Here is a 17384-nt window from a genome sequence, read left to right as displayed (position 1 = left end):
CCTGATGCGAAGTTGATACCTAATGAAGCCAACCATCCCGCAGCACGCCGGTGACGGGCACCCTTCCCGGCGGCTGCCGGGCGCTGCCGGGAGGTGCCTCCTGGCGTAAGATGGAAGGACTCCGCTGGCTCCCGCGTGTTCGGCAACAACCCCGCCCACGCAGCAGCCGGCGGCACTTTAAGTTTCGAAGTGGAGGAGACCACAGGCCTGCGGGCCAGCACCATGACTGAATCAGCGAACGGAAAGCGCCGGCTCAATACTGACCGCGCCGCCGGAGAATTCCCCCATTCACTTCCTGGTGTCCGGACGGAGGTGGTTCTCTTTGACAACTCCGACCAGATGGTCCAATCGCTCGGCAGCCATGACGAGGCCTTGCGTTACATCGAAGAACAGTTCCCGTCTGTTAACTTCCACGTCCGTGGAAACGAACTCTCCATCAGCGGCCCTGCCACCGAAGTTCCCCGCATTATGCGGCTCCTGCATGAAGTGCGCGGCCTCGTGGCCCGCGGCACCGTCATCAGCCCCGCGGTGCTGCAGCAGCTCGTTGCGTTGCTCCGCAGCCAGTCATTGCAGAACCCTGTGGACGTCCTCACCCATGACATCCTCTCCAGCCGGGGGAAGACCATCCGGCCCAAAACCCTGAACCAGAAGAACTATGTGGACGCGATTGACGCGAACACGGTGATTTTCGGGATTGGCCCTGCAGGCACGGGCAAGACGTACCTCGCGATGGCTAAGGCTGTGCAGGCGCTGCAGCAGAAGGAAGTCAGCCGCATTATCCTGACCCGGCCCGCAGTGGAGGCCGGCGAACGGCTGGGCTTCCTGCCGGGCACCCTGAGCGACAAGATCGATCCCTACCTGCGCCCGCTGTACGACGCGCTGCACGACATGATGGACCCCGAGTCCATCCCGCGCCTGATGGCGGCCGGCACCATCGAAGTGGCGCCGTTGGCTTATATGCGGGGGCGCACACTGAATGACGCCTTCATCATTCTGGACGAAGCGCAGAACACCACACCTGAACAGATGAAGATGTTTCTGACGCGCTTGGGCTTCGGTTCCAAAATGGTGGTCACCGGCGACGTCACCCAGGTGGACCTTCCCTTCGGCACCCGCTCAGGCCTGCGGATCGTAGAAGAGATCCTGCAGGGAATCGAGGACGTGAACTTCACCGTCCTGGACTCCACTGACGTGGTCCGCCACCGCCTCGTGGGTGACATCGTGCGTGCCTACAGTCTTTGGGATGACGTCCAGCGGAACAAAGTAAAACACTCGGTGAGCCGGGAAAAGCGGGGGGAAAACGCGTGAGCATTGAGGTTAACAACGAATCCGGCATCCATGTTGATGAAGCGGAGCTCGTGGCACTGTCCCGGTACGTTTTCGAACAGCTGTTTATCCACCCGCAGGCTGAACTCTCCATTCTCCTGGTGGATGAACCAGCCATGGAAAAGCTCCACATCGAACTGATGGACGAGCCGGGATCCACAGACGTGCTCTCGGTTCCCATGGACGAACTGACCCCCGGTACGCCGGACCGGCCCACACCGCAAGGGATGCTGGGTGACATTGCCGTGTGCCCCCAGGTGGCGCAGGTGCAGGCAGTCAACGCCGGGCACTCCCTGCAGGATGAGATGCTGCTGCTGACCACCCACGGGATCCTCCACCTGCTCGGCTATGACCACGCAGAGCCCGAGGAAAAGGAAGAGATGTTCGGCCTCCAGCGCCAGCTGCTTTCCGGCTTCACCGGCAAAGAAGCACCCGCCGAGACCACGCAGTGACGCCCCTGATCCTTGTCGGCATGGCCCTGGCGTTCCTCAGCACCGCAGCACTCCTGACCGCAGCCGAGGCCGCGTTCACGTTTCTTTCCCGGCATGACGCCGAAGACGCCCTGCTGAAAAGCCGCGGAAACGCCATGCAGCGCATCCTGGCCCAGCCTGTGGCCCATATCCGGGCGTTGAGGTTCTGGCGGGTCTGGTTCGAGATGGCATCAGCCGTGGCGGTGGCCGTCCTGCTCCACAGTCTGCTGGATAACGTCTGGCTGGCCGGGCTGGCCGCCACCGGGATCATGGCCCTGCTCGGCTTTGTCATCGTCGGAGTTTCGCCGCGGCAGATTGGTAGGCTCCATTCGGCCGAGGTGGTCCGGTATACGGCATCGCTGATCAGGTTCCTGACGTGGATCCTCGGTCCCATCCCCGGGTGGCTGGTGGCGCTGGGCAGTGCCGCCGCTCCCGGCGCCCCTGCCGGTGATGACGCGTTCTTCAGCGAACAGGAATTCCGCGAACTGGTGGACCGCGCCTCTGAATCGGACATGATCGAAGACACCGAAGCGGAAATGATCCAATCAGTCTTTGACTTCGGCGATACCCTGGTGCGCGCCGTAATGGTGCCCAGGACCGATATCCTCAGCATCGACGCCGGTTCCAGCCTCAGGCGGGCCATGTCGATGTTCCTGCGGTCGGGCTATTCGCGGATCCCTGTGATCCGCGATAACACGGACCAGATCCTCGGAATTGTCTACCTCAAGGACGTTGCCGCGACGCTTCATGAGCTGGGGCCCGACGACGAACCACCCCCGGTCGAAGCGTTGGCCCGCGAGGTCCGGTACGTCCCGGAGTCCAAGCCGGTGAGCGACCTCCTCCGGGAATTGCAGAAGGAGTCAACACACGTTGCCATCGTGATTGACGAATACGGTGGCACGGCCGGCCTTGTCACTCTCGAAGACCTCATCGAGGAAATCGTCGGCGAAATCGTGGACGAGTATGACACGGAGAGCGCCGAGGCTGTGGCCCTGGGCAGTGGTTCGTACCGCGTGAGCGCCCGCATGAGCATCGATGACCTCGGAGAGCTCTTCGACATAGAGCTCGACGACGACGAAGTTGACACCGTGGGCGGGCTGCTGGCCAAGGCCCTGGGCCGCGTTCCCATTGTGGGCAGCCGCGTGGAGGTGGGCGGCATCTCGCTGCTCGCCGAACGGCTCGAGGGCCGCCGCAACCGCGTCAGCCACATCATTGCCGCAGCAGCACCAAAAACAGACAATGACCTTGAAGACCTCCTCAACGAGGCGGAAGCAACCCAGCAGGGAGTTCCACGTGAGCAAGAAAAATAGTCGTCCGGCCAACCCGGATTCAGCCGCACCAGAGTTCGGCGGTTACAGGGCGGGCTTTGCGGTCCTCGTGGGGCGGCCGAACGCGGGCAAATCAACCCTGACGAACGCCCTGGTGGGCCAAAAGGTGGCGATCACTTCCGCCAAGCCGCAGACCACGCGGCACACCATCCGGGGGATCGTGCACCGCGATGACGCCCAGTTGATCCTGGTGGATACCCCGGGACTGCACCGCCCCCGTACCCTGCTGGGAAAGCGGTTGAACGAACTCGTCGCCGACACCCTCGCCGAGGTCGACGCGATCGGCTTCTGCCTTCCTGCCAACGAGAAGATCGGCCCGGGCGACAAGTACATCGCCGCCCAGCTCGCCGCCATCGGAAACAAGCCCGTTATCGCGATCGTCACCAAGGCGGACACGGTGGACCGGCAGGCGCTGACCGAGCAGTTGCTCGCCGTCGCCGAATTGGGCCGGGATGTCATCGGCGAGGACGGCTGGAAGGACATCGTGCCCGTTTCCGCCACCGACGGGTTTCAGGTCGAGACTCTCGCAGACGTCCTGATCAGCCACATGCCGGCGTCGCCGCCCCTGTATCCGGACGGCCACCTGACGGACGAACCCGAGGCTGTGATGATCGCTGAACTCATCCGGGAAGCGGCCCTCGAAGGCGTACGAGACGAACTGCCGCACTCACTGGCGGTCGTTGTTGATGAGATCGTTCCGCGTGAAGGCCGGCCCGAAGACAAGCCCTTCCTCGACGTCCGGGTCAATGTCTATGTGGAACGTCCGTCCCAGAAGGCCATCATCATCGGCAAGGGGGGTGCACGGCTCCGCGAAGTCGGCACCAACGCCCGCAAGGGGATCGAGGCGCTGCTCGGCGCCCGAATCTACCTTGACCTGCATGTGAAGGTGGCAAAGGACTGGCAGCGTGACCCGAAGCAGCTGGTCAAGCTGGGCTTCTAGGCAACCCCATTCGCCATGCCCCCGGCCGGTCGTCGGGAAGTTCCCAGATTGGGCAACTAAAATAGGCCGGATTCATTTTTTCGAGGAAGGTACACCACACATGGGGCGAGGCCGCGACAATCGCGAGTACGGAGCTGACGCATCAGCCGGGCACGGCCCGGTCTCCCGCCACGCTGATGGCACCGCCGTCGGCGTTGCCCGGCATCTCGGCTCCCAAAGCCGGATGCCGGCGTGGCTGAAGGTCACCACTGCAGTGGTGACCATCCTGGTGGTTGGCGGCCTTGGCTTTGCAGGCTATTGGTATTTCCGGTTTCAGTCCAACATCACTACGGCGCCCCTGAATGCCGGTGGCACGGCGAACCCCGAGGCCGACAAATCGGAGCGGATGCAGATCCTGATCCTCGGCTCGGACACTAGGGACGGCGCAAACGCGGAGTACGGCGCCGCCGACTCCTCAACCGGTTACGGCAAATCCGACGTCATGATGCTGATGGACGTATCGGCCGACAACAAGCGCGTCAGCGTCATCAGCTTCCCCCGGGACCTGCTGGTCGATATTCCGGAGTGCACCGACCAGAAGACCAAGCGGACTTATCCTGCCCGCACCGGTGTCATGATCAACGAGGCCATGAATGAAGCCGGCATCGGCTGCGCCGTGGACACGGTCAACAAACTGACTGGCCTGGAGATCGATCACTTCATGATGGCGGACTTCACGGCCGTGAAGGAACTCTCCAACACGGTGGGCGGCGTTGACGTCTGCATCAGTGACGCCGTCTACGATCCGGACTCCCGGCTGCGCCTGCCGAAGGGCACATCCTCGGTTAAGGGCGAAATGGCCCTTGCTTTCCTGCGGACCAGGCACGCCTTCGCCGACGGCGGCGATCTCGGCCGGATCAGGGCACAGCAGGGATTCCTGTCCTCCCTTACGCGCAAGATCAAGGACGACGGCACACTGTCCGACCCCTCTAAACTGTTGAACATTGCCGATGTTGTGACCAAGAACCTCACCGTGGATGAAGGGCTGGCCTCCGTCCCGTCGCTCGTGGGCATCGGGAGCCGGTTGAAGAACATCGACATCAGCAAAGTGGCGTTTGTATCAGTGCCCACCGCGCCGGCTGTTACGGACATCAACCGCCTGCAGATTGCGGAGCCTGCAGGGTCCCAGCTGTTTGCGGCCCTCCGCGAGGACGTGGACCTCACTGATCCAACAGCGCCGACCACGCCTACCCCGGCGCCGACAGAAACGACAGCCCCGCCCACAGAAACATCCCCGGCTGCGCCACCGTATGACAAGGCGCTACAGCCAGTCACCGTGGCCAACGGCAGCGGCATCCCGGGACGCGCCCAGGAAATCGTGCAGGCCTTGGTCGCCGGCGGTTTCACCCAATCCGGGCCGCTCCAAGCCGCACCTGTGGCACAGAGCGTTGTCTACTACGGTCCCGAGTTCGCCGACGTCGCGGCCGATGTGGCTGCGCTGCTCGGGATCCCGGCCGCTCAGGTCCAGCCGGCACCCCGCATCGCCGGAGTTCAGGTCTACCTTGGAACTGACTTCACCACCGGGGCGACCTACGGCTCCGGCGCCGGCGCTGCCCTGCCTGAGGACATCGTCAACCAGACAGCCGGCGATACTGTGTGCCAGCAGGCTAACCCGTTTCTGATCGTCCAAGACTGACGGCAGAACCGAGCAGACACAGAGAGGCAGGGCCCGGCGGCCCTGCCTCCCTGTGTTTAGCGCAATCTGTCTGTACCAGGGAATGATTACCAGATGCTGACGCGGGCTTCCTGCGGCATCCACATGCTGTCCTGCTCAGTCACGCCAAAGGCTTCGTGGAAGGCATCCAGGTTCTTGGCAATGGCGTTTGTCCTGAACTCGTTGGGGGAGTGGGGATCCGTGGCGAGCCTCCGGATGGCCTCTTCAGACCGGATCACCTGCCGCCAGCCGGCCGCCCAGGACGCGAAGAACCGCTGCTGCCCCGTCAGCCCGTCCAGCACCTCGGGTTCCCTGCCATCGAGGCTGAGGAGGTAAGCCTTGTAGGCGATGGTGAGGCCGCCAAGATCGCCGATATTCTCCCCGAGCGTCAACTTACCGTTGACGTTGTGCCCTGGCGCGGCATACGGCGACAACGCGTCGTACTGTGCCACCAGCTTCGCCGTGAGCGCCTCAAAGGCCGTCCTGTCGTCTTCGGTCCACCAGTTCCGCAGCGCCCCGCCGCCATCGAACTGCGACCCCTGGTCATCAAAACCGTGGCCGATCTCGTGGCCGATCACCGCTCCGATGCCGCCATAATTGACGGCGTCGTCCGCGTCGGCTGTGAAGAACGGCGGCTGCAGGATGGCGGCCGGGAAGACGATCTCGTTGAGCATCGGGTGGTAGTACGCGTTGACCGTCTGCGGCGTCATGAGCCACTTGTTGAGGTCCACCGGTTTGCCGACCTCATCCAGGTGGCGGTCGACGTCGGCATTGTGGGCCCGCTCGACGTTCCCCAGGAGGTCCGTGGGGTCGATTTCCACAGCGGAGTAATCAATCCACTTGTCGGGGTAGCCGATCTTGGCGCGGAAAGCTTCCAGTTTCCGCAAGGCCTCGGCCTTGGTTTCCTCACCCATCCACGCAAGGCCGGTGATGGACTGCCGGTAAGCCTCAATCAGGTTGGCCACCAGGGTCTGCATGCGGGCCTTGTGGGTTTCGGGGAAGTGCTTAGAGACGTAAATTTGTCCAACGGCCTCACCGAGTGCGGCTTCCACGACGGCGACGGCCCGCTTCCAGCGGTCCTTGTTCCGGGGCGTGCCGCTGAGGGTTGTTCCATAGAAGGCAAAGTTGGCGTCCACGAACTCTGCGGACAGGTAAGGCGCAGCACTGTTGACGACGCGTAGAGCCAGCCACTCTTGCCAAACGGAAAGCGGCTCGGACTCCAACAGACCTGCTGCCCCGCTGAAGAAGTCCGGAGTGCTCACAACGATCTCGCTGCGTTTCTCGGCGTCGATCCCGGCAGCTTCGAACCAGGTATTGAGGAGCGGGAACAGCGTGGCTGCTTCTTCGGCGGACTTGAGGTTGTAGGTCTTCTGCGGGTCGCGCAGGGTGACGTTGTCCCAGTGGTGCGAAGCAAGTTTGGTTTCGAGCGCAACCACGCGCGCGGACGCCGCCTCCGGGTCGTCCACCCCTGCCAGGGTGAACATAGTCAGGACATGCTCGCCATAGGCCTTGACTATGGGGCCGAACTTTTCTTCCCGGTAGTAGGACTCGTCCGGCAGTCCGAGGCCGCCCTGGCCGGTATAGAGCAGGATGCGGTCCGGGTTGCCCGCGTCCGGCGCCGGGTAAATGTAGAAGAGCCCGGAAACGTCCGACCGGAACAGGCGCCCGGCCAGGGCCACGAGGTCGGCAACCGAGGTGGTGGCGAAAACGTCCGCAAGGCGACCGCGGATGGGCTCCATGCCCTTGGCTTCCACGGTGGCCTCGTCCATGAAGCTGTTGTAGAGCTCGCCGACCTTCCGTTCTATCCCGCTGGCGGCCTCACCCTTGGCGGCTGCTTCCTCGATGATGTCCCGGACCGCGATCTCCGCTCCGTCGCGCAGTGCGGTGAATGTTCCCTCGAGGGGCCGGTCATCCGGAATTTCCGTGTCCTTGAGCCAGGACCCGTTCACGTGCTGGTACAGGTCATCCTGCGGCCTGACGGCGTGGTCAATGTTGGACAGATCGATCCCCGAGATGGGCACAGAAGCTCCTTCGTGTGACGAGCCGCGGCCTGCGCTGGCACCGGCGCGGCGTCTGCATGGTGGACGGTGCTGGAAGTGTTGCTCCTTCATCTTACGCACCCGTGTTACTGTGAAATGGTGCGCGCAGAACTGCTCCTTCTTAGCTGCCGCGGCGAGGCCTCAGACGCGATCTAGCGCAAGGCCCATCCTCGTCGCGGAGTTTGTGTTGCCCGGCCACCCTTTCAGATTTGAACCACAGAAAAGGCCCCGATAGTAATGCGAAACGCACAGAAGCCCTCCGGAATGCCCGTCCACCGCTATACGCCGTTCCAGGATCAGATCACTGTTGAACTGCCTGACCGCACGTGGCCGGACAAGGTCATCACCAAGGCCCCACGCTGGTGCGCCGTGGACCTGCGTGACGGCAACCAGGCGCTGATCGACCCCATGAGCCCTGCCCGCAAGATGAAGATGTTCGATCTGCTGGTCCGCATGGGTTACAAGGAAATCGAAGTCGGCTTCCCGTCTGCGTCGCAGACCGATTTCGACTTCGTCCGTCAGCTCATCGTCGGAAACCACATCCCGGACGACGTCACCATCCAGGTCCTCACCCAGGCACGCGAGCACCTGATCGAGCGGACCTACGAGTCCTTGGTCGGCGCCAAGCAAGCGATTGTCCACCTGTACAACTCAACGTCCGTCCTGCAGCGCCGTGTGGTGTTCAACCAGGATCAGGACGGCATTCTGGACATCGCGCTCCAGGGCGCCCGGTTGTGCAAGAAGTACGAGGAAACCCTCGTGGACACGCACATCACGTATGAATACTCGCCGGAGTCGTTCACCGGAACCGAACTGGACTACGCGGTACGGGTCTGCAACGCGATCGCCGACGTCTTCGAAGCATCCGCCGACAGCCAGGTCATCATCAACCTGCCCGCCACGGTGGAAATGGCCACGCCGAATGTTTACGCCGATTCCATTGAGTGGATGAGCCGGAACCTGCACCCGCGGGAAGGCATCATCCTGTCCTTGCACCCGCACAATGACCGGGGCACGGGCGTGGCCGCCGCCGAGCTGGGGTACCTGGCCGGCGCGGACCGGATCGAGGGCTGCCTGTTCGGCAACGGCGAGCGGACCGGCAACGTGGACCTCGTCACCCTGGGCCTGAACATGTTCGTCCAAGGCATCGACCCCATGATCGACTTCTCTGATATCGACGAGATCCGGCGCACGGTGGAGTACTGCAACCAGCTCCCCGTCGCCGAGCGTTCCCCCTATGGTGGCGACCTTGTGTTCACCGCATTCTCAGGCTCGCACCAGGACGCCATCAAGAAGGGCTTCGAGGCGCTGGAGAAGGATGCCGCGGCCGCCGGCAAGGACGTCGCGGACTTCACCTGGCAGGTGCCTTACCTGCCCGTTGACCCCAAGGACCTGGGCCGCAGCTACGAGGCCGTCATCCGTGTCAACTCGCAGTCTGGCAAGGGTGGTGTGGCCTACCTGCTCAAAAACGAGCACAGCCTGGACCTGCCGCGCCGCGCCCAGATGGAATTCTCGGGCGTCATCCAGAAGAAGACCGATACCGTGGGCGGCGAGGTCAGCGGCGCCCAGTTGTGGCAGCATTTCCAGGACGAGTACCTGCCCTCCAGCGAAACGGACGGCCAGTGGGGCCAGTACTCGCTCGGTTCCGTCAGCACCGAAACCGATGACGACGGCGGGATGACCCTGCACGCCTCGCTCACTGTTGACGGTGTCCAGGCCCGACGCACGGGCACCGGAAACGGGCCAATCGCCGCGCTGTTGAGCATCCTGCGCGAGGACGGCGTGGATGTCCGGGTGCTGGACTACAGTGAGCACGCCCTTTCGGAAGGCGGCAATGCCATGGCCGCGGCCTACGTCGAGTGCGCTGTGGGAGAGCGGGTCCTGTGGGGTGTCGGTATTGATGCCAACACCAGCATGTCCTCGCTCAAGGCCGTCATTTCCGCGGTCAACCGGGCCATCCGGGATTCCCGCGCCTGATTCGGAAGACGTTGCGCGCCGGGATTCCCGGCGCGCACGCACCGGCATTGCCGGCTTTCCGGAACTCAGTGCGAAGATTAACCGTGGTCCAACAATCCTTTGCTGCCCGGTCCTACCGGGATGACGCCGTGGTGCTCCGTACTCACAAGCTGGGCGAGGCCGACCGCATCATCACCCTGCTGACCAAGCACCACGGCCAGGTCCGCGCCGTCGCCAAGGGTGTGCGGCGGACCAGCAGCAAGTTTGGGGCGCGGCTGGAGCCTTTTATGGTTGCCGACCTGCAGCTGGTCTCCGGAAAGACACTGGACATCGTCACCCAGGCGGTTGCCAAGGGCGCCTACGGCAGCAACATCGCCGCAGATTATGGCCGCTACACCGTTGCCGCTGCCATGACGGAAACTGCGGAAAAGCTGACCGACGTCGATGGCGAGGCCGGCACCGCCCAGTACAACCTGCTGGTGGGTGCGCTGGCCTCGCTGAGCCGGGCCGAACACGCGCCCGGACTGATCCTCGATTCGTATCTACTGCGGGCCCTTGCCACCGGCGGCTGGGCGCCGAGTTTTACCGTCTGCGCCCGCTGCGCCCGGCCCGGCCCGCATACGGCGTTTTCGGCTCCGCTCGGCGGCATGGTCTGCGCTGAATGCAGGCCGCCCGGCTCGCCTGCCCCGGCCTCGGAGACCGTCGTTCTGCTGGGTGCCCTCCTGACTGGGGACTGGACGACGGCGGACGGTTCGCAGGTGCCGCACCGCCGGGAAGCCGCGGGGCTGGTGGCCGTTTACTTGCAATGGCACCTTGAACGTGTCCTGAAATCCCTCAAACATGTGGAGCGTGGCTGACAGTGGCCTTGGGAAAAAAGAAGAGTCTTTCGCGGCAGCGGACCACCCCGGTGGTGGCACCGTATCCGCACCCGTCAGGCGCGGTTGCCCCGGCGATCCCCGCCGAATTCGTCCCTCGCCATGTCGCCATTGTGATGGACGGCAATGGCCGTTGGGCCAACCAGCGGGGCCTGCCGCGGATCGAGGGTCACAAAGCGGGCGAGCCCGCCCTGCTGGATGTTGTGGCGGGCGCTATCGAACTAGGTATCGAGTACGTGAGCGTGTATGCGTTTTCCACGGAGAACTGGCGCCGCTCACCCGAAGAAGTCCGCTTCCTGATGGGTTTTAACAAGGATGTGCTACGAAGGCAGCGCAATCAGCTGGACGAGTGGGGTGTCCGCGTGCGGTGGTCCGGCCGGCGTCCCAGGCTGTGGGGCTCGGTGATCCGTGAACTTGAAGAGGCCGAAGAATTTACCGCAGGCAACGGCACCTGCACGTTGACCATGTGTGTTAATTACGGCGGCCGGGCGGAAATCACAGACGCCGTATCGGCAATTGCCGCCGAGGTTGCCGCAGGCCGGCTCAAGCCCGGTGCGATCACCGAGAAAACCATCCAGAAGTTCCTGGACGAGCCGGACCTGCCGGACGTGGATCTGTTTCTGCGGAGCTCGGGGGAGCAGCGGCTCTCAAACTTCCTGCTGTGGCAGTCGGCGTACGCGGAGTTCGTCTTTATGGACACGCTGTGGCCCGACGTCGACCGGCGGACGCTGTGGGACGCCGTAGAAATCTATGCCCAGCGCGACCGGCGCTACGGCGGTGCCGTCGACGCTGCGCCGGGTTCAGTAGTACCGTAACCCCGCAGCCAGCGGGCGAGCCGCGCATAGGCGTCGGCCCGCACTTTGGCAGGGGAGAGGAAAACGTCATGGAGCGCGCCGTCGATCCGTTCCACGGTGACGCTGCGCCCCAGCGTCAGGGCGCGGAGGGCGATGATATTGACGTCCAGTACAGCGTCGGTTCGCCGCATTTCCTCGGACCAGAACGGCCCTGTGGCGCTTCCCCTGGACAGCAGCACCAGGATGGGTATGTCAATGTCCAGCCCTCGGGCCACCTTGGTGTGGCCGGCCAGGATGGCACTGAGCCAGCCTACGCGGAGCGGAAATGCCATGGGCGGCCGGAACTTGTCATCAAGCGGCCACTCGCCCTCGGCTGAACTGCTGATGGTCCGCCAATAGAACCCCCGCTCAGGCAGCCGCAGGACAGCCTCCGGCCGGAACCGCGCCACGGGTCCCACCATCGTGGACGCCGCACGGCGCACCAGGGAACTGCCGTGCATCTCCAGCCAAGGACTGTTTAACACGAGTTGAGAGGCTGTGCCGGGGTGGTTGCTGACCCAGAGGGCGGCTACCAGGCCGCCGGTGGAGTGGCCCATCAGCGTGAGGGAGACCTCGGGTTCCGGTTCCGGAGTGCGCGTGTCCGCCTGAATGATGGCAATAGCCGCTTCGATCTCGGCGTCGTAGTCCGCCAGGTTCGCCACGTAGCCGCCCGGCGTTTCCGGGCGCAGGCTGCGGCCGTGGTTGTGCATGTCCAGGGCATAGAACTCGTAACCCCTGTCCGCCCAGAACTGTGCCAGATCCACATTGAAGAAGTAGTCGCTCCAACCGTGGAGGAACAGCAGGGTCCGTCGCCGGCCGGAGGCCACCGATTCCTTCGCCGGACGGAAGCGCACCAGCGTCGCGGTGCGGAGGACGCCGTCCTCGCCCGCGGCCTCGAAGGTGCAGGCTTCGAAGCCGGCACCGAGGATATCTGGCTGCCACCTCATGGCTTTATGCTAGCCGGGGTCGCCTGTATGGCGTCCCGGTTTGGTCTGCACCGTCCGAGACGGAAAACTAGAGCCATGCGCGTATATCCGACATTCTTCAGGCTGGCCTTTTCGTGGATGGACGCGGAACGCGCCCACAAGATCGGATTCAAGGGAATCAAGTTCGCCCATGCTTCCGGAGCTGGACGGCTGCTGCACCGGTTCACGGCGCCCGCGGCCTCCCTGCAGACGTCTGCCTTTGGGCTGACGTTCCCGTCCCCGTTCGGCCTCGCGGCCGGCTTCGACAAGGAGGGATTCGGTATCGAGGCCCTCACCGAACTTGGCTTTGGCCATGTCGAAGTAGGGACCATCACCGGGCAGGCGCAGCCGGGCAATGAGAAGCCGCGCCTTTTCAGGCTGATCGAGGACCGGGCTGTCATTAACCGGATGGGGTTCAACAACGATGGCGCGGCCGCCGTCGAACCGCGGCTCAAAGCGGCACGCGCGGCGCTGCAGCGCCGGCATCCCACCGTGCGCCCCGTGATCGGGGTGAACATCGGCAAGAGCAAAGTCGTGGAACTCGACGACGCCGTGGCCGATTACCTGATCAGTGCAAGGAACCTGGCACCGGCCGCGGACTACCTGGTGGTCAATGTCAGCTCACCCAACACGCCTGGGCTGCGCCTACTGCAGGATGTCCAGACGCTGCGCCCGCTGCTCACGGCGGTGGGGGAAGCAGCGGACAAGGCGGCTGGCCGGCACGTCCCGCTGCTGGTCAAGATTGCACCGGACCTCAGCGATGAGGACATCGACGACGTCGCCAAGCTGGCCTTGGACCTCAAGCTGGACGGCATTATTGCCACCAATACCACCATCGGGCGTGAGGGGCTGGCGTCGCCGGCTGCGAAAGTGGAGGAATGTGGTGCCGGGGGCCTGTCCGGGGCACCACTGAAGCAGCGCTCCTTGGAAGTCCTTCGCCGGCTTAAGGAGGCCACCGGAGGTGCGATCACGCTGGTGGCCGTCGGCGGCGTCGAGACGGCGAAAGACGTGCAGGACCGGTTGGATGCCGGGGCCACGCTGGTCCAGGGCTACACGGCCTTCCTGTACGAAGGCCCATTTTGGGCGGCGCGAATCAACCGCGACCTGGCGAAGGCCCGACGCAACAGCTGATTAAGCAACAAAAACCCCGGCAGTCTGGCTGCCGGGGTTTGCTGTCTAAGGAAAAATGCGCTGCCGGATTTTGGTCCGGCGTGCCTATCAGGACGGGTATTGCCCGCGCTTCACAAGCGGCTTGGGCAGGCGCAGTTTGCGGAACTGCAGGGAGCGCATGGAGCCGTACCAAACGGTGCCACGCTCAACTTCGCCGAACTTCTCGGTCAGCTTCTTGCGGAGCTGCCGGGACAGAATGAAAACATCCACAAAAACGGCCAGGAACATCACCCAGAAACCGCCCAGGACATAAACCATCTGCTCACTGGAAGCCGGAACAATCAGGGAAATGATCACAAATACGAGGGCGCCGAACATCAGGTATTCGCCCAGGCTGAAGCGCGCATCGACGTAGTCGCGGGCATAACGCTTCTGCGGTCCCTTGTCGCGCAAGGGCAGGAACTTCTCATCACCTGTATCGAGCGCCTGGCGCATCTTGGTCCGCTGGTCCTGGATGGCCTGGCGCTCAGCGGCTTTGGACGCCTTGCGGTCCTCCGGCACCAGGGGCCGTTTGCGGGCTGCCTCCTGGGCTTTGCGCTTGGGCGTGGGCGAACCCTTGCCCAACGCGGCATCCTGCCGGGCTGCCGCTTCAGCGGCCTGCTGGTCTATTGATTGCTGCGCCGTTGGCGCTTCCTTTTTACGTCCGAACACGTGAACAGAATACCTTGCGGCCCAAGGAGTTTCGGCGCGGGTATTGTGTTCGCCATGACTCCCACTCCAGCAGCCAACCTGTCCGACGCCAACATCCCCGGCTCCGGTCACCCTGCACCGGCCATCGACGCGGACGGACTCAAGCTCTCCGTCGCAGCTTCGTTCGACTCCACCCTCCACCGGCTCAAGGAACTTGTGGCCATTCCCGGCATCGCCTGGCCCAGCTTCGATCCTGCCCCCTTGGAAGCCAGCGCGCAGGCCGTAGCGGAACTGCTGCGTACCGCCGGCGTGGACGATGTCCACGTCCTGCGCAGTAATAAGGACGACGGCACCCCCGGAGGTCCTGCCGTCGTCGCACGCCACCAGGCAGCAGAAGGGAAGCCGACCATCCTGCTGTACGCCCACCACGACGTCCAGCCGCCCGGAGACCCGGCGCTGTGGGAAACTGAGCCTTTTGCCGCTGTCGAACGGGACGGCAGGCTGTACGGCCGTGGCGCTGCTGACGACAAAGCCGGGATCATGGCCCATGTTGCCGCCTATGCTGCCGCGACCGAAGTTCTGGGCACTCAATTTGGCCTTGGCGTGACGTTCTTTTTCGAAGGGGAGGAGGAAGCAGGTTCCCCCACCTTCCGTTCGTTCCTTGAAACGCACCGGGAACTGCTGAAGGCCGACGTGATCGTGGTGGCCGACTCCAGTAACTGGAAGGTTGGCATTCCGGCCCTGACCACCAGCCTGCGCGGCCTTGTGGACGGAACCATTGAAGTTCAGGTGCTGGAGCATGCTGTCCACTCGGGTATGTTCGGCGGAGCCGTTCTGGACGGGCCTACCCTGCTGGCCCGTTTGATTGCCACCCTGCACGACGCAGACGGCAACGTTGCTATCGAAGGCCTCGTATCGAATGACAACGTCGGTGTGGAGCTCACCGAAGCGGAGTACCGTGCCGATTCCTCCGTTCTCGACGGCGTCCGGCTCGCCGGCACGGGTAGCATCGCCGCACGGCTGTGGACTAAGCCCGCTCTGTCCATCATCGGCTTCGATGCGCCCGCCGTGGACGTGGCCTCGAATACGCTCCTGCCGCGGGCGCGTGCCAAGTTCAGCCTGCGCCTGGCGCCCGGCCAGGATCCGGCGGCAGCGATGGAAGCCGTTCAACGCCACGTCCAGGCCAATGCACCCTTTGGGGCAAAGGTGGTATTCACTCCCGGGGAAAGCGGAAAGTCATTCCTCGCTGATACATCCTCAAAAGCAGCGAAGTTCGCCATGTGGGCGCTGGGGGAGGCCTGGGGTGTTCCGGCGGTGGAGATGGGAATCGGCGGGTCAATTCCTTTTATCGCGGACCTGATGGACGTTTATCCGGACGTCCAGATCCTCGTGACCGGTGTCGAGGATCCCGATTCCCGTGCCCACAGTGCCAATGAGTCCCTCCACATTGGTGATTTCCAGAACGCCGTGGTGGCCGAGGCGCTGCTGCTCGCCCGGCTGAACGCAGAAGGCCTGGCCTGAATCGCAGACCCCGCGGATGCCGGCATTCCTCCACCGTTGGGAACAATCAGCGGTCAGGCTTGGTTACGTCAGGAGTTAGAGCTACAGGGCTGACCGAAGTAGCATGTAGCTATAGCCCGTACCGTATCCGTAGGGGCAGGCACCGCTGACGCGGGGCCGCCAGGACCGTCCTAAGGTAGGCCAAATGAGCACCGCAACCAACGAGAACATCACCGAGACCACCAGCGCTGCCAGCGATGAACTGGCCACACACGAGGTCAAACTGACCGACGTCGCAGCAGGCAAGGTGCGCAGCCTCCTGGAGCAGGAAGGCCGGACCGATCTCCGCCTCCGCGTTGCCGTCCAGCCCGGCGGCTGCTCCGGCCTCATTTACCAGCTGTACTTCGACGAGCGCCTCCTCGATGGAGATGCCGTCCGCGACTATGACGGCGTCGAAGTTGTGGTGGACAAGATGAGCGTGCCGTACCTCAGCGGAGCCAGCATCGACTTCGAGGACACCATCTCCAAGCAGGGCTTCACCATCGACAACCCCAACGCCGGTGGCTCCTGCGCCTGTGGTGATTCGTTCCACTGACCCGGTTATTTCGCCCGATGCCGGCGCCTGCTTTCCGTCTGCCAAAAACGGCACGGAGGCACGGCGCCGACATGTGGGCGAAACGCCCGGCAGAGCGGTAAGCTCTACACCGAGTAGTAAAACTTTTAGTGTGCCCGGCCGGCCCTTTGGGTGGACGGGCAACAGCAACAAGTAGGAAGGGCCGTCTGTGAGTTCGCAGAACCGAACCGGCAGCCGACGCAAAACGATCACTACGATCTCAGGCTTGGCAGTTGCCGGCGCGTTGGTTTTGACTGGATGTTCGCCAGAGGTAGAGAAGGGGTGGCTGCCCACCGAGCGTGGCACCACCAATCACACTGACCGGATCATGGACCTCTGGGTCAACTCATGGATTGCAGCCCTTGTTGTGGGCATCATCACGTGGGGCTTGATCGTTTGGTGCCTTGTCGCCTACCGCCGCCGCAAGGGCACCACGGGTTTCCCGCGGCAGACCAGCTTTAACCTCCCGCTGGAGGTCTTTTACCTGACCATCCCGCTGTTCATGGTCCTGGTGTTCTTCTACTTCACCGACCGCGACCAGCAGGCCATCGATGACCGCTCCAAGCCGGCCGACGTCGTTGTTGACGTCCGCGGCAAGCAGTGGGCCTGGGACTTCAACTACAAGTCCGGCGACGTCGTGACCGAGGACGTCTACGAGGCAGGAGTCCAGGCACACCTGACGGGCAACACCATCAATAAGGAAGCGCTCCCGACGCTCTACCTGCCGGTTGGAAAGTCAATTGACCTCGAACTGAACTCCCGCGATGTCATTCACTCTTTCTGGGTTCCCGCCTTCCTGCAGAAGCGCGACATGATCCCCGGCAAGACCAACTACATCAGGTTCACCCCCACTAAAGAGGGAACCTACGACGGCAAGTGCGCCGAGCTCTGTGGTGAGTACCACTCCGAAATGCTGTTCCGCGTCAAGGTTGTCTCCGAAACCGAATTCCAGGCTCACATGGACAAGCTCAAGGCAGATGGCAACACGGGACTTCTCGGCGAAGAGTATGACCGCAACCCGAACCTGAACGAAATTAAGTAAGGGG

At 63.4% G+C, this 17384-nt stretch carries 15 protein-coding genes; 12 read left to right on the top strand and 3 right to left on the bottom strand.

Going from position 1 to position 17384, the window contains the following annotated elements; all coding sequences use genetic code 11:
- Window positions 1–222 precede the first annotated feature (222 nt).
- From ACZY0Q_RS02960 to ACZY0Q_RS02940, 5 genes are all read left to right on the top strand, one after another.
- Window positions 223–1308, top strand: a complete 1086-nt coding sequence (locus ACZY0Q_RS02960; RefSeq protein ID WP_463916226.1) for a PhoH family protein — start codon at window positions 223–225, stop codon at window positions 1306–1308.
- Window positions 1305–1778, top strand: a complete 474-nt coding sequence (gene ybeY, locus ACZY0Q_RS02955) for an rRNA maturation RNase YbeY (RefSeq protein ID WP_463914493.1) — start codon at window positions 1305–1307, stop codon at window positions 1776–1778. Before ACZY0Q_RS02960 ends, ybeY begins: the two co-directional genes overlap by 4 nt.
- Entirely contained in the window at window positions 1775–3106 is a 1332-nt protein-coding gene (locus tag ACZY0Q_RS02950; protein ID WP_463914490.1) for a hemolysin family protein, read from the top strand. The genes ybeY and ACZY0Q_RS02950 overlap by 4 nt, the downstream gene beginning before the upstream one ends.
- Window positions 3036–4064 (top strand): GTPase Era, encoded by a 1029-nt coding sequence (gene era, locus ACZY0Q_RS02945; protein ID WP_463914487.1) that lies wholly within the window; start codon window positions 3036–3038, stop codon window positions 4062–4064. Before ACZY0Q_RS02950 ends, era begins: the two co-directional genes overlap by 71 nt.
- 100 nt (window positions 4065–4164) lie before the next feature.
- Window positions 4165–5739 (top strand): LCP family protein, encoded by a 1575-nt coding sequence (locus tag ACZY0Q_RS02940; protein WP_463914484.1) that lies wholly within the window; start codon window positions 4165–4167, stop codon window positions 5737–5739.
- 86 nt (window positions 5740–5825) lie between these two features.
- Here the strand turns inward: ACZY0Q_RS02940 and ACZY0Q_RS02935 are convergent, their stop codons facing one another.
- Window positions 5826–7778, bottom strand: a complete 1953-nt coding sequence (locus ACZY0Q_RS02935; protein ID WP_463914481.1) for a M13 family metallopeptidase — start codon at window positions 7776–7778, stop codon at window positions 5826–5828.
- A 255-nt stretch (window positions 7779–8033) separates the two neighbouring features.
- Between ACZY0Q_RS02935 and leuA the strand changes: the two genes are divergently transcribed.
- The 3 genes from leuA to ACZY0Q_RS02920 all read left to right on the top strand — a co-directional run bounded on the left by leuA (window position 8034) and on the right by ACZY0Q_RS02920 (window position 11442).
- Entirely contained in the window at window positions 8034–9773 is a 1740-nt protein-coding gene (leuA, locus tag ACZY0Q_RS02930; RefSeq protein ID WP_463914478.1) for a 2-isopropylmalate synthase, read from the top strand.
- Between the two features lie 83 nt (window positions 9774–9856).
- Window positions 9857–10609, top strand: coding sequence for a DNA repair protein RecO (gene recO / locus ACZY0Q_RS02925; protein ID WP_463914476.1), 753 nt, complete (start codon window positions 9857–9859; stop codon window positions 10607–10609).
- A 2-nt stretch (window positions 10610–10611) separates the two neighbouring features.
- Window positions 10612–11442 (top strand): isoprenyl transferase, encoded by an 831-nt coding sequence (locus ACZY0Q_RS02920; protein WP_463914474.1) that lies wholly within the window; start codon window positions 10612–10614, stop codon window positions 11440–11442.
- Here ACZY0Q_RS02920 and ACZY0Q_RS02915 read toward each other — a convergent pair.
- Complete coding sequence (locus ACZY0Q_RS02915; RefSeq protein WP_463914471.1) at window positions 11397–12407, bottom strand: alpha/beta hydrolase; 1011 nt, start codon at window positions 12405–12407, stop codon at window positions 11397–11399. The genes ACZY0Q_RS02920 and ACZY0Q_RS02915 overlap by 46 nt on opposite strands.
- A gap of 75 nt (window positions 12408–12482) precedes the next feature.
- Between ACZY0Q_RS02915 and ACZY0Q_RS02910 the strand changes: the two genes are divergently transcribed.
- Entirely contained in the window at window positions 12483–13556 is a 1074-nt protein-coding gene (locus tag ACZY0Q_RS02910) for a quinone-dependent dihydroorotate dehydrogenase (protein WP_463914468.1), read from the top strand.
- 87 nt (window positions 13557–13643) lie between these two features.
- Here ACZY0Q_RS02910 and ACZY0Q_RS02905 read toward each other — a convergent pair whose 3' ends face one another.
- Window positions 13644–14246, bottom strand: coding sequence for a DUF3043 domain-containing protein (locus ACZY0Q_RS02905; protein ID WP_463914466.1), 603 nt, complete (start codon window positions 14244–14246; stop codon window positions 13644–13646).
- A 54-nt stretch (window positions 14247–14300) separates the two neighbouring features.
- Between ACZY0Q_RS02905 and ACZY0Q_RS02900 the strand changes: the two genes are divergently transcribed.
- The 3 genes from ACZY0Q_RS02900 to ctaC all read left to right on the top strand — a co-directional run bounded on the left by ACZY0Q_RS02900 (window position 14301) and on the right by ctaC (window position 17380).
- Entirely contained in the window at window positions 14301–15746 is a 1446-nt protein-coding gene (locus tag ACZY0Q_RS02900; protein WP_463914463.1) for a M20/M25/M40 family metallo-hydrolase, read from the top strand.
- A 184-nt stretch (window positions 15747–15930) separates the two neighbouring features.
- Window positions 15931–16320 (top strand): HesB/IscA family protein, encoded by a 390-nt coding sequence (locus tag ACZY0Q_RS02895; protein WP_463914460.1) that lies wholly within the window; start codon window positions 15931–15933, stop codon window positions 16318–16320.
- Window positions 16321–16507: 187 nt separating this feature from the next.
- Window positions 16508–17380: an aa3-type cytochrome oxidase subunit II gene (gene ctaC / locus ACZY0Q_RS02890; protein ID WP_463914457.1), complete on the top strand. Its 873-nt coding sequence runs from the start codon at window positions 16508–16510 to the stop codon at window positions 17378–17380.
- The last annotated feature ends 4 nt before the right edge of the window (window positions 17381–17384 follow it).

This window comes from Pseudarthrobacter lactosi (assembly GCF_055412785.1).
This window is presented reverse-complemented; position numbering and strand designations above follow the sequence as displayed.

Coding starts and splice junctions, on each gene's coding strand:
- ACZY0Q_RS02960 (WP_463916226.1), top strand. CDS start 223: ATGACTGAATCAGCGAACGGAAAGCGCCGGCTCAATACTGACCGCGCC.
- era (WP_463914487.1), top strand. CDS start 3,036: ATGACCTTGAAGACCTCCTCAACGAGGCGGAAGCAACCCAGCAGGGAG.
- ACZY0Q_RS02940 (WP_463914484.1), top strand. CDS start 4,165: ATGGGGCGAGGCCGCGACAATCGCGAGTACGGAGCTGACGCATCAGCC.
- leuA (WP_463914478.1), top strand. CDS start 8,034: ATGCGAAACGCACAGAAGCCCTCCGGAATGCCCGTCCACCGCTATACG.
- ACZY0Q_RS02915 (WP_463914471.1), bottom strand. CDS start 12,407: ATGAGGTGGCAGCCAGATATCCTCGGTGCCGGCTTCGAAGCCTGCACC.
- ACZY0Q_RS02910 (WP_463914468.1), top strand. CDS start 12,483: ATGCGCGTATATCCGACATTCTTCAGGCTGGCCTTTTCGTGGATGGAC.
- ACZY0Q_RS02900 (WP_463914463.1), top strand. CDS start 14,301: ATGACTCCCACTCCAGCAGCCAACCTGTCCGACGCCAACATCCCCGGC.
- ACZY0Q_RS02895 (WP_463914460.1), top strand. CDS start 15,931: ATGAGCACCGCAACCAACGAGAACATCACCGAGACCACCAGCGCTGCC.